The 12,056-nt window shown below is 73.6% G+C and carries 11 protein-coding genes; 7 read left to right on the top strand and 4 right to left on the bottom strand.

Annotated elements, in window-relative coordinates; translation table 11 throughout:
• The first annotated feature begins 177 nt into the window (after positions 1 to 177).
• From F0L17_RS02400 to F0L17_RS02415, 4 genes are all read left to right on the top strand, one after another.
• Complete coding sequence (locus F0L17_RS02400) at positions 178 to 414, top strand: hypothetical protein (RefSeq protein WP_155069659.1); 237 nt, start codon at positions 178 to 180, stop codon at positions 412 to 414.
• Between the two features lie 204 nt (positions 415 to 618).
• On the top strand, positions 619 to 1,965 hold the full coding sequence (locus F0L17_RS02405) for a 6-phospho-beta-glucosidase (RefSeq protein WP_155069662.1): 1,347 nt from the start codon (positions 619 to 621) through the stop codon (positions 1,963 to 1,965).
• A 127-nt stretch (positions 1,966 to 2,092) separates the two neighbouring features.
• Entirely contained in the window at positions 2,093 to 2,503 is a 411-nt protein-coding gene (locus F0L17_RS02410; RefSeq protein WP_162465685.1) for an SRPBCC family protein, read from the top strand.
• Positions 2,504 to 2,608: 105 nt separating this feature from the next.
• On the top strand, positions 2,609 to 3,010 hold the full coding sequence (locus F0L17_RS02415; protein ID WP_155069664.1) for an OsmC family protein: 402 nt from the start codon (positions 2,609 to 2,611) through the stop codon (positions 3,008 to 3,010).
• Positions 3,011 to 3,055: 45 nt separating this feature from the next.
• On the opposite strand, the gene F0L17_RS02420 is transcribed toward F0L17_RS02415, so the two are convergent.
• Positions 3,056 to 3,913, bottom strand: a complete 858-nt coding sequence (locus F0L17_RS02420; RefSeq protein ID WP_155069666.1) for a 3-hydroxyacyl-CoA dehydrogenase family protein — start codon at positions 3,911 to 3,913, stop codon at positions 3,056 to 3,058.
• Between the two features lie 307 nt (positions 3,914 to 4,220).
• Between F0L17_RS02420 and paaI the strand changes: the two genes are divergently transcribed.
• The 3 genes from paaI to F0L17_RS02435 all read left to right on the top strand — a co-directional run bounded on the left by paaI (position 4,221) and on the right by F0L17_RS02435 (position 6,616).
• Positions 4,221 to 4,673, top strand: coding sequence for a hydroxyphenylacetyl-CoA thioesterase PaaI (gene paaI, locus F0L17_RS02425; RefSeq protein WP_155069668.1), 453 nt, complete (start codon positions 4,221 to 4,223; stop codon positions 4,671 to 4,673).
• Entirely contained in the window at positions 4,670 to 6,040 is a 1,371-nt protein-coding gene (gene paaK, locus F0L17_RS02430) for a phenylacetate--CoA ligase PaaK (RefSeq protein ID WP_155069670.1), read from the top strand. The genes paaI and paaK overlap by 4 nt, the downstream gene beginning before the upstream one ends.
• A 75-nt stretch (positions 6,041 to 6,115) precedes the next feature.
• Positions 6,116 to 6,616: an MSMEG_6728 family protein gene (locus F0L17_RS02435; protein ID WP_162465686.1), complete on the top strand. Its 501-nt coding sequence runs from the start codon at positions 6,116 to 6,118 to the stop codon at positions 6,614 to 6,616.
• A gap of 61 nt (positions 6,617 to 6,677) precedes the next feature.
• On the opposite strand, the gene F0L17_RS02440 is transcribed toward F0L17_RS02435, so the two are convergent.
• The 3 genes from F0L17_RS02440 to F0L17_RS02450 all read right to left on the bottom strand — a co-directional run bounded on the left by F0L17_RS02440 (position 6,678) and on the right by F0L17_RS02450 (position 11,770).
• A complete protein-coding gene (locus tag F0L17_RS02440; RefSeq protein WP_155069673.1) occupies positions 6,678 to 7,151 on the bottom strand; it encodes a hypothetical protein in 474 nt (157 codons plus the stop codon).
• On the bottom strand, positions 7,151 to 9,685 hold the full coding sequence (locus F0L17_RS02445; RefSeq protein ID WP_155069675.1) for a molybdopterin oxidoreductase family protein: 2,535 nt from the start codon (positions 9,683 to 9,685) through the stop codon (positions 7,151 to 7,153). Before F0L17_RS02445 ends, F0L17_RS02440 begins: the two co-directional genes overlap by 1 nt.
• A 222-nt stretch (positions 9,686 to 9,907) precedes the next feature.
• Positions 9,908 to 11,770, bottom strand: a complete 1,863-nt coding sequence (locus F0L17_RS02450) for a SpoIIE family protein phosphatase (RefSeq protein ID WP_155069677.1) — start codon at positions 11,768 to 11,770, stop codon at positions 9,908 to 9,910.
• Between the last annotated feature and the right edge of the window lie 286 nt (positions 11,771 to 12,056).

Here is a 12,056-nt window from a genome sequence, read left to right on the forward strand (position 1 = left end):
CTTTTGTCGAGGGCACGTCATATCGGCGAGCGGTTCCGGGCCGGGACGTCGGCCGGGCGGGTGGTTGTGGTGCGCCGGTCGGAGCCCGGCGGCCGCGTCGGAGGAGCGCCGGTGCGGGACCCGTCCCATCCTTGCGGCTGACGCCCCAGCGGAGCCCCGAGGGAAGAGGAACGTTTCATGAGCGTGTGCGAGGTGTGCGGCAACGACTACGAGATGGCGTTCGAGGTGCACGCGGCCGGTGCCGTCCACGTCTTCGACAGCCTGGAGTGCGCGGCCCAGCGCATGGCCCCCATCTGCGAGAACTGCGAGTGCCGCATCCTGGGCCACGGCGTGCAGTCGGCGGACGGACGGTTCTTCTGCTGCGCCCACTGCGCGCGCGTCCAGGGACACGTGGAGCTCGTCGACCACGCCTGAGGCCGCCGGGACGGCCGTCGCCCGCCGACGGCCGTCCCGGCTCCCGGACGGTTCCGCCTCCCGGCCCGGAACCGCCGGGGAGACGGTGGCGCGTGGCCGGGCGGGGTCCGGTTATGAGACGGTGGGGACCGTCCCGCCGCCGCGGACCGCACCGGAAGGCGGCGGGAGCGCAGAGGCGGAAGAGTCGTGTCGGGGGCGCCGGGAATGAGACTCACAGTGCTGGGCGGCGGAGGATTCCGAGTGCCGCTGGTGCACCGGGCGCTCCTGAAGGACACCGGGGACGCCGCCGGCCGCTGCACCGAACTCGTCCTGCACGACACCGACCGCGCCCGACTGGACGCGATCGGCGCCGTCCTCGCCCACCAGCGCGACCGGCACACCGGCCCGGCCCCCGCCGTGCGCACCACCACCGACCTCGACGAGGCGCTGAGCGGCGCCGACTTCGTCTTCTCGGCGATCCGGGTCGGCGGCCTGGCGGGCCGGGTCCGTGACGAGCGCGTCCCGCTCGCCGAAGGGGTGCTGGGACAGGAGACGGTGGGCGCGGGCGGCGTGCTCTACGGCCTGCGCACCCTGCCGGTGGCGGTGCGGATCGCCGAGCGGGTCGCCGAGGTCGCCCCCGACGCCTGGCTGATCAACTTCACCAACCCCGCCGGCATGGTCACCGAGGCGATGGACCGGGTGCTGCGCAACCGGGGCCTGCCCGGCCGGGTGATCGGCATCTGCGACTCCCCGGTCGGGCTGTGCCGCCGTGCCGCCCGCGCCCTGGACGTCGCCCCGGACCGCGTCGACTACGACTACGTCGGCCTGAACCACCTGGGCTGGCTGCGCCGCCTGACGGTGGACGGCACCGACCGGCTGCCGGACCTGCTGGCCGACACCGCCGCGCTGACCTCCTTCGAGGAGGGTCGACTGTTCGGCGCCGACTGGCTGCGCGCGCTGGGCGCGCTGCCCAACGAGTACCTGCACTACTACTACTTCACCCGAGAGGCCCTCGCCTCCGTCCGCTCCGCCGGGGCCACCCGCGGGGAGTTCCTCCTCGACCAGCAGTCCCGCTTCTACGAGACGGCCCGCCCGAACGACCCGGAGCAGGCACACCGGGAGTGGGAGCGCACCCGTCTGGAGCGCGAGGAGACCTACATGGCCGAGAGCCGCGCGGCCTCCGGCGGCCGGCAGCGCGACAGCTGCGACCTGGACGGCGGCGGCTACGACCGGGTGGCGCTCGCCCTGATGCGGGCGATCGCGCGCGACGAGCGCACCACGTTGGTCCTGAACGTCCCCGGCCGCGGCGCCGTACCGGGTCTGGACGACGACGCGGTGGTCGAGGTGCCGTGCCGGGTGGACGCCTCCGGGGTCCACCCGGCGGCGACCGGTTCCGTCGCCCCCGACCAGTTGGGGCTGATGCTCACCCTCAAGGCCGTGGAGCGGTCGACCATCGAGGCGGCGCGGAACGGTTCGCGCCGTGCGGCGCTGCGCGCCCTGGCGCTGCACCCGCTGGTGGACTCGGTGCGGGTGGCCGAGCGGATCCTGGAGGCGGCGGGCGGCCTCCGGTAGGCGGCACGTCCACACGCCGGCGGCGGAAGGCCGGCGAGCGGCCGGGCGGACCGGTGTGGATGCCCGGCCCGGGAGGGGGTACGCCGTCCAGCGTCCTTTGACGCACCGACCCCGAAAGTGAGATCCGGTGAGCGAATTCGAGCGTTCCCGCACCATGCCCGCCATGCCCGAGATCGTCTTCAACGAGGTGTCCGACCCGGACTCCCTCAACCGCTGGCTCCCCATGGACCTCCACGCCCACGTGGAGGACCCGCCGGCCGTGACCGTGCACGAGGACCGCACCGGGCACGACGTGCGGGCTCTGTTCCGTACCCGTCCCGACCAGATGCGCGCGGAGTGGGGCACCCGGGACCAGGGGTCGTACGCGGGCTGGCTCCAGGTGGCGGGGATCGGCAGCGGCGCCAGCGAGGTGACCGTGCACCTGTCCTTCTTCGACGAGGAACACGCCCCCTCGCGGGACGCCGTCCACGTCTCCCTCGACCAGAGCCTGGAGCGGCTGGCCGAACAGGTGAGGCTGCGCGTGGACCGAGCAGACTGACGGGGCCGGGCGGGCCCTCCGTGGGGGAAGCCCCCCGTGGGCGCCCCGGGACGTCATACGTTCGGGGGCGCCTTCCCCGCGGGACGCGCGGGTAGACCTCACCCCATGTCCCCTTCCGAGCAGGACCTGTACAGCGCCGAGGCCCGTTCCCTCCACGGCACCGGCCGGGTGGACGTCTCCGGTAGGGCCGGCCTGCCGGTCGGCGCCCCCGGCGAGCTGGGTGGCAGCGGCCACGGATACGACCCCGAACAGCTCTACGCGGCCGCGCTGGCCACCTGCCTCCACCAGGCCGTGGTCATCGCCGCCACCGAGACCGGCGTCGACCCCACCGGCAGCGAGGTGACCGCCCGGGTGCGGTTGCGCACTGGCGGCGGCCAGCACTACGCCTTCGCCGCCACCGCCGACGTCTCCCTGCCCTCCGCGGACGACGGCCAACGGGAGCGCGTCGTCGCCCAGGCGCTGCGCATCTGCCCCCTCGGCGACCAGTTGGACCCACCGCCGGCCTGACCCCCACCCGAGCCCGCGCCGACCGGCGCGACTCGCCCGGTGGGCTCAGTCCTCCCAGGTGTAGAAGCCGCGGCCGGTCTTGCGGCCCAGCTCCCCGCGGGCGACCTTCTCCCTCAACAGCCTCGGAGGCGCGAAGCGTTCGCCCAGGGTGTCGTGGAGGTGCTCGGCGATGGCCAGGCGCACGTCGAGCCCGACCAGGTCGGTCAGCCGCAGCGGCCCCATGGGATGTCTGTAGCCCAGGGTCATGGCGGCGTCGATGGCCTCGGGCTCGGCGACGCCCTCCTCGACCATCCGGATCGCCTCCAGACCGAGCGCCACGCCCAGCCGGCTGCTGGCGAAGCCGGGCGAGTCCCTGACGACGACGTCCCGTTTGCCCAGGGCGTGGGTCCACTCCAGCACGGCCCGCACGGTGGCGTCCGCGGTCCGCTCGGCGACGACCAGCTCCACCAGTGCGGAGGCGGGCACCGGGTTGAAGAAGTGCATGCCCACGAAGCGCTCGGGGCGGGCCAGCGCGCCCGCGAGCTCGGTGATCGACAGGGAGCTGGTGTTGGTGGCCAGCACCGTCTCCTCGCCCACGGCCCCCTCGGCGGCCGTCAGCATCCGGACCTTGAGGGCGGCGTCCTCGGGGACGGCCTCGACGACCAGGTCGGCGGCGGCCGGAAGGTCGTCCACCGAGGTGGCGACGGTGACCCGCGCCAGCACCCGCTCGACCTCCTCGTCGAGTTTTCCGCGCTCGGCCGCCCGGCGCAGCCCGGTCGAGACGCGCTCCAGGGCCGCCTCGGCGGCCTCCTCCCCGTTCTCCACGACGACCACGACCGAACCCGCCGTCGCGAAGGCCTGGGCGATGCCCGCGCCCATGCGCCCACCGCCCAGCACTCCGACCGTCCCCGGTGCCGCTGCCATGCCCTCTCCTCGCCTCCTCGCGCCCGCCCCGCGCCCCGCCGTCGGCCGCGCGGTCGGGTGACCCCGCCCGGTGTCGGTGACGACCGTACCGGCGGATCCCCACCCCTTGACAGGTGGCTCGGGCGTTGGGTTATCTGACGTCGCCGCAACGCTAACCGAATGGTCGGTCGGGCTCAAGGGTGGGCCGCGACCTGTGGACGGGGCCGGGCGGGACGGCGCACCGGCACACCGGAACACCGGGCGAACGCGGGGCGGGACGGCCCACGACGGCCCACGACGGCCCACGACGAGGAAGTGGTGGAGGCGCATGACACGGCCCACGGACACCGAGACGGCAACCGCTCGGGGCCCCGCCCAGCGGATGTTCGCCGCCGACCGCGCCTCCCGGGACCTGGGCATGGAGCTGCTCCGGGCCGGCGACGGCAGCGCGGCGGTGCGGATGACGGTGACGGCCGCGATGGTCAACGGGCACGGCGTCGCCCACGGGGGCTATCTGTTCCTCCTCGCCGACACCGCGTTCGCCTGCGCCTGCAACAGCCGTGGCCCGGTGACCGTGGCGGCCGGCGCCGACGTCGTCTTCGCCGCCCCGGCGTACGAGGGCGACGCCCTGCTGGCCGTCGCCGAGGAACGGACCCGGTTCGGCCGCAGCGGCGTCTACGACGTGACCGTCCTGCGGGACGAGCAGGTGATCGTGGAGTTCCGCGGACGCAGCCGCGCCCTGGGCGACCGCGGCGTTCCCGGCCGGAAGGAGACACCATGACCAGCGACCCGACGATTCCCCCGGCCCGGTCCGCGCTTCCCCTTCCGGCGCCGGCCACCCGGACGGGGCCGGCGCCGGACGGGGAACTCCTCGACCCGGCCGAGCGCATGGGCCGCGAAGAGCTGGCGGAGCTCCAGTTGAGGCGCCTGCGCCGCACCCTGCGGCACGCCTACGAGAACGTGGCGCACCACCGGCGCGCCTTCGACGCGGCGGGCGTCACCCCCGAGGACTGCCGTTCCCTGGCGGACCTGGCACGGTTCCCGTTCACCACCAAGGCCGACCTGCGCGAGACCTACCCCTTCGGGATGTTCGCCGTCCCGATGTCCGAGGTGCGGCGCCTCCACGCCTCCAGCGGCACCACCGGACGTCCCACCGTCGTCGGCTACACCGAGGAGGACCTGTCCACCTGGGCGGACCTGGTGGCCCGCTCCATCCGGGCGGCCGGCGGCCGTCCCGGACACAAGGTCCACGTCTCCTACGGCTACGGACTGTTCACCGGAGGGTTGGGCGCGCACTACGGCGCCGAACGGGCCGGCTGCACGGTCGTCCCGGCGTCCGGCGGCATGACGGCCCGCCAGGTGCGGCTGATCCAGGACTTCCGGCCCGAGATCATCATGGTCACGCCCTCCTACATGCTGACCCTGCTCGACGAGTTCGAGCGCCAGGGGGTCGACCCGCGCACCTCGTCGTTGGAGATCGGCGTCTTCGGCGCCGAGCCGTGGACGGAGGAGATGCGCCACGAGATCGAGGAGCGCGCCGGACTGCACGCGGTGGACATCTACGGCCTGTCGGAGGTGATGGGGCCCGGTGTCGCCCAGGAGTGCGTGGAGACCAAGGACGGCCTGCACATCTGGGAGGACCACTTCTACCCGGAGGTCGTCGACCCGATCACCGGCGAGGTGCTGCCCGACGGAGAGGAGGGCGAACTGGTGTTCACCTCCCTGACCAAGCGGGCCATGCCGGTCGTCCGCTACCGCACCCGTGACCTGACCCGACTGCTGCCCGGCACCGCGCGCCCCGCCTTCCGCCGCATGGAGAAGGTCACCGGCCGCTGCGACGACATGATCATCCTGCGCGGCGTCAACGTCTTCCCCACACAGATCGAGGAGGTGGTGCTGCGCGTCCCCGGTGTGGCGCCGCACTTCCAGATACGCCTCTCCCGCCGGGGCCGGAGAGACCACATGACGGTGCGCGTCGAGGCCCGTCCGGGTACCGGGCCGGAGCAGCGCGAGGCCGCGGCCGCCGCGATCGTCCGGGGTGTCAAGGACGGGGTCGGCGTCACCGTCGACGTCGATGTCGTCGACCCGGAGACCCTGGAGCGCTCGGTGGGCAAGATCCGCCGCGTCGTCGACGAACGGGACAGGTGATCGAAGGCCGGGGGCGGGGTACGCGTTCCTGGACCGACGAGGGGGGCGGGGGGCCGACGATCGGACCGCGACGCCGTGCAGACCTTCCTTCCGCTCCCCGATTTCGCCGAGACGGCCCGCACGCTCGACTGGCGGCGCCTGGGCAAGCAACGGGTGGAGACGCTCCAGGTGCTGCGTGCCCTGACCGTGCCCGGTTACGGCTGGGCACGGCACCCCGCGGTGCGGATGTGGACGGGGTACGAGGAGGCCCTGGTCCGCTACGGCATGGAGATCTGCCGCCACTGGCGCCTGGCGGGCCGCACCGACACCTGCGAGACCACCATGCTCACCGACCTGCGGCACGCGACCGGGATCGCCGCGCCCCGCACCCAGCGGGAACTGGCGCGGGCCGGCGAACTGCCCCCCTGGCTCGGGGAGCCGACCTTCCACCTCAGCCACCGTTCCGCGCTGGTCCGCAAGGATCCGGAGCACTACGCGCCGCTCTTCCCGGGCGTACCGGACGACCTGCCGTACGTGTGGCCCGCCTCGGACCGCGGCGCGGCGGGGCGCGACGTCCCCGACCGGGACCGCTCCTGAGCCCGGGCCGGGACGCGGCCCGTTCGGCCCCGGACCGCGGCGGCCCGGGGCCGAGCGCCCGTCAGGGCGCGACGATCAGGGCCTGGGGCGCCGCCGCCTTCAGACGGGTGGTGAGCCAGGAGAGCTGGCGGCCGGTCTCGGTCTCCGAGGCCTGCGCCAGCTCCAGCAGCTCCCGGTCGCGCACCCCCTGGGCCGCCTGGCCGACGGCGGTCCAGGTCGTCTGCACCAAGGTGGCCAGGACGTACAGGTCCTGCAGGTCCCGCAGCAGGCCGACGGGCCCCTTCCGGATCTCGCCCGGTCCGTCGGCGTACAGCCGCTCGGGCTCCTCGACGTCGTCGCCGTGCCGCTGCTCGCCGTACCGGCGGACGATCGGCTCCAGGCGCCGTACGTGCTCCTCGCTCATCTTCGCCAGGGTGTCGCAGACGTGGTAGACGTCGGCCTCCGCCGCGTGTCCCTCGCCCACCGTGCGCAACGCCTCGGCGAGGGACCGCTCGCTGTGGTGCAACAGTCCGACATAGGTGGCCAGGTGGGGCATCAGGACCTCCCGGGGGCGGAGACCTCGGCGATGTGCCCCGTGTCACCGGAGGGGAGCGCCGGGTCGTTCGGGTAGGACGGAACGAAGCCGTCCACCACTTCGGCGACGGTGGACGCCCCCGGACCGCCCCGGGTCGGCGGGACGGAGGGGTCGACCGGCCGCGAGGCCGTGGTGGTGGGCGCGGGCGCGGGCCCGTCACCGTCGGCGACCCTGACCACCCGACACGCGGCGGTCTTGAAGTACGGCTGTTTGGAGACCGGGTCCCAGATGGTCATGGTCAACTCGTTCGCCTGCCGCGAGAAGTCCTCGGGCACCACCTCGTCCAGATCCCAGTGGCCGTAGTGGAAGGGGGCGAACACCGCGCCCTCCATCACCTGCCCGACGCGGGCGCGCGCCTCCATCGCCCCGCGCGGCGACTCCACCCGCACCCGGTCGCCCTCGGCGATCCCCAGCCGCCGCGCGTCGGGGACGGACAGCTCCACCCAGACGTCGGGCGCGGCGTCGTTCAGGTTCCGCGAGCGGCCGGTCTTGGTGCGGGTGTGGAAGTGGTAGACGGTGCGCCCGGTGGTGAACAGCAGCGGGTACTCCTCGCTCGCCTCCTCGTGGGGCGGTACGTAGGGCGCGCCCTTGAGGAAGGCCCGCCCCGCCGGGCCCTTCGCCCGGTACTCGGTGGGGGTGACGGTGCCTCCGGTGAGCAGGTCGTGGCCGTAGGTCTCGCACAGCTCGGGATCGGTGTTGAACACACCGTCGCCGTAGAGCCGGTCGACGCCCTCGGGATGCTCGTCGGTACAGGGCCAGGGGATGCCGGTGGGGCCGCGCAGCTTGTCGTAGGAGAGTCCGGAGTAGTCGCACGGACGGCCGCGGCTGCACTCGCGCCAGGCGTCGAAGGCCTCCTCGGGGGTGCGCCACTTGATCAACGGCGCGCCGTCCCGGTCGCGGAAGTCCATGGCGTCGGCGTACATCAGGAAGATGTCCAGGTCGCTCCTGGCCTCGCCGGGCGGTTCGACGGCCTTCTCCGACAGGTGCACGGTGCGGTTGACGTTGGTGAAGCAGCCGCTCTTCTCCCCCCAGCCGGCCGCCGGCAGCACCACGTCGGCCAGTCGGGCGGTCTCGGTGAGGAAGAGGTCCTGGACGACGACGAAGCACTGCTCGCCGCCGAGGATCCTCCGGACGCGGGCCGACTCGGGCATGGAGACGGCCGGGTTGGTGGCCGAGATCCACAGCAGTCCGATCGAGCCCTGTTCGGCGTAGCGGAAGATCTGCATGGCGTGGGTGGGCGGGGCCCAGTGCGGGATCGTCATCTCGTCGACGTTCCACAGCTCGGCCAGTTCGCGGACGTGGGCGGGGTTGCTCCAGTTGCGGAAGCCGGGCAGGTCCCCGTCGGCTCCGCACTCGCGGGTGTTCTGCGCGGTGGGCTGGCCGTTCATCTGGAGGACCCCGGCACCCGGGCGGCCGATCATGCCGCGCAGCAGGTGCAGGTTGTGCACGGCCACGGCGGCGGCGGTGGCCTGGTGGGACTGGTAGAAGCCCTGCAGGACGGTGGAGAGCACGCGCTCGCTCTCCCCGAAGATCCGTGCCGCGCGCCGTACGTCCTCGGCGTCCACTCCGCAGATGCGGGCGGTCTCCTCGGGGGTGTAGGGCTCCACGGTCGCGCGCAGGTCGTCCACGCCGAGGGTGTGGCGCTCCACCCAGGCGGTGTCCACCCGGCCGTTCGCGAAGAGTTCCCTGGTGAGGCCGTTCATCAGGGCCATGTTGGTGCCGACCCGGGGCGCCAGGTGGACGCCCCCGGTCCGCTCGGCCTCCTCGGCGACCTTGGTGCGGCGCGGGTCGACGCACACCACCTTCGGCGGGTCGTCGGCGCGGGTCCGGTCCAGGACACGTGCCCACAGCACCGTCTGGGTCTCGGGCATGTTGTGGCCGAAGAGGAAGATCGCGTCACAGTGCTCGATGTCGGTGTAGGAGCCCGGCTGCCCGTCGGTGCCGAAGGACTCCTTGAAGGCGGCCGCGCTGGTGGCCGTGCACAGCCGGGTGTTGCCGTCCATGTGCGGGGTGCCCAGGCCGGCCTTCCCGATCACCGCCAGGGTGTAGTACTCCTCCAGGAAGAGCTGCCCCGTGGTGTAGAAGCCGTGGGACAGGGGGCCCTTCTCGTCCAGCAGCCGCCGGGAGACCTCCGCGATCCGGGCCATCGCGGTGTCCCAGTCGGTCTCCACCAGCCGGCCGTTCTCACGGACCAGCGGCCGGGTGAGCCGGTCGGGGCTGTTCGCCCAGTCCCAGCTCCCGTACAGCCCCTTGGGGCCCAACCGGCCGTGGTTGACCACATCGGTCGCCACCCCGCGCACCCCCACCATCCGCCCGTCCCGGACGGCGATCTCGCAGCCGCAGCCGTTGCTGCACAGCACACAGGCGGAGCGCACCCACCTTTCCACGTCCTCCTCCGCCACCCCTTCCTGGAGGTGCCGGTCGACGCGGGCGGGCCACACCGTCCCTCTCGCGTGCGGGGTACGGGGACCCCAGATGTCGGCGATCCGATCCATGCCGTCCTCTTCCTGCCGTGTCCGTGCCGTGTTCTGCCGTGTCCTGCCGGGTCCGGTGCCGTCCGCGCGACGCCTCAGCGGTGTCTTTGCCACGCCGCCCGTCCGGCGCGGGGCCGACGGCGGCGCGCCCGGACGGGCGGTCCGAACGCACCGCCCCACGCGGTACCCCGTCAGGGCGACGGGATGCGTGATGCCCCTCCTTCGCCCCGCCCACGAACCCGTTCAGGGAAGCGGCGGGCGTTCGCTCCCGTGGGGCGCCTCCGTGAAGACCTCGTCCGCGTCCAGCGCCTCGGCGCCGGGCGCGGAGCGGGAGGGGTCGGCCGGGTTGTGGGCGCTCCTGCCCCCGGGCGGCGGGGTGTGGTCGCCGGGGGAGCCCGCGCCGTACGGTGGCAGCCGCATGGCCAGCAGGGCGACGTCGTCACCGCGCGGGTCGATCCGCTCCAGCAGTTCGTCGCAGAAGTCCTCCAGGTCGTGGCGGGCCAGGGCGGTGGCGTGCCGGGCCAACAGGTCCATGCCGGTGTCGATGGGACGGTCGCGGCTCTCCACCAGCCCGTCGGTGTAGAACAGCACCGTCGACTCCGGCGGCAGCTCCTCGTGGGCGTCGGGCCAGTGCGTTCCCAGGTGCAGGGTGGAGCTCATCCCGAGCAGGGGACCGTGGCCGGACTCCAGCCACCGGACTTCGCCGTCGCGCGTGACCAGCAGCGGTGGCGGGTGCCCGGCGTTGACCCAGTGCAGCCGCCAGGGGCCGCCCTCGGCGCCCTCGATGCGGGCGAAGACGACGGTGGCCATGGGGGCGTCGCTGGTGTTGGTCATCGCCTCGTCCAGCCGCCGCATGATCAGGCTGGGGGGCTCCTGGCGGTCCCAGGCCAGGGCGCGCAGCATGTTGCGGACCTCGGCCATGTGGGCCGCCGCCCGCAGGTCGTGACCGACCACGTCCCCGATGATCATCGTGGTGGCCCCGTCGGCGAGCAGGAAGGCGTCGTACCAGTCCCCGCCGATCTCGGCGGCCACCTGCGCGGGTCGGTAGCGGGCCGCCATTCTCAGGTGGTCGGTCTGCGGCAGGGGGGTCAGGAGCTGGCGCTGCATGGTCTCGGCGACGTGCCGCTGCTGGTCGAAGAGTCGGGCGTTGTCCATCGCCAGTCCGGCGCGGCGGCCGATGTCGGCGAGCACCGCCGTCTCGTCCTCGCCGAACGGCCGGGCCTCCCCGGTGCGCGCGACCGTCAGGGCCCCGAAGACCTGCCGCCGACTGTGGAGCGGCACCACCACGGCGCTGCGGCCGCCGAGCCGTTCGAACAGGTTCCGGTAGGCGGCGACGAGCGGTGAGTCGGGGACCCGCGCGAGGTCGTCGGCGGTCAACCGGACCGGACCGGTGCCGCGCAGTGCCCGGGCGAGGAACGAGCCGGACTCCCGTGGCAGCGGCGGCAGCGGCCCCTCCAGATCCACGGCCTCCACGGCCCCCGTCCCGTCCCGACCGTGGACGGCGATGCGGCGCGCCCCGTCCCGGTCGTGGCCGGCGTACACGTCCACCGCGGTCCAGTCGGCCAGTTCCGGCACCAGGAGACGGCTCGTCTCCCGCAGCGCCCGGGAGACGTCCAGGCAGGAGATGAGGACGGAGGAGATCTCCGTCACCAGGGTCAGTCGCCTGGTCAGGGACTCCAGCACCGCCAGATGGGCCGCCGTCTGCCGCTCGGCGGCCCTGCGCACGCTGAAGTCGTGGAAGGTGAAGACCAGGCCGGGAGGCTCCCCCGGCAGCCGCAGTCCGGAGGCGGCCCAGATGATCGGGACGGTGGTGCCGTCACCGCGCAGGAGGTACTCGTCGCCGCCCTCGCGGGGGTGGCCGTCGCGCAGGGTCCGCAGCATTCGGCACTCCTCCCGGGGGACGGGGTCGCCGTCGGCGGTGCGGTGCAGCAGATCGTGCAGGTCGTGACCGAGCATTCCGGCGGCCGGGCGCGCCACGATCCGCTCGCCGCGGGGGTTGACGGCGATGAGCCTGCCCGTGGCGTCCGTGGCGAACACCCCGGACCCCACGTCCTCGAAGATCGCGCGCAGGACACCGGGCTCCTGTGCCCGGTCGGGGGCGCTCATCTCCCCGAGCCCCCTGGTGCTCCCACGTCCCTCACCGCCTTCCCGCCCGCGCCTCGCCCACCGACACTGCCGTTTACCCTAAAACCACTTTTTCAGACATTCTTCGCGAACGGGAGTGGTATCCGAGGCGCTTCCGTCGGGCCCGTGTCCTCACCGTGGCCACCGCGGCCGCCGTGGCCCGGCCGGGTGACGGACGGCGCGGGAAGCATGGCGGGCCCGGCTTCCGGGGATCCGGTGGGCGGATGTGACGAAGGAGGCAGAAGTGCCGGCCGGACGGATTGTGTCG

Source organism: Streptomyces taklimakanensis, from assembly GCF_009709575.1.
In the GTDB taxonomy this organism is placed as follows: domain Bacteria; phylum Actinomycetota; class Actinomycetes; order Streptomycetales; family Streptomycetaceae; genus Streptomyces; species Streptomyces taklimakanensis.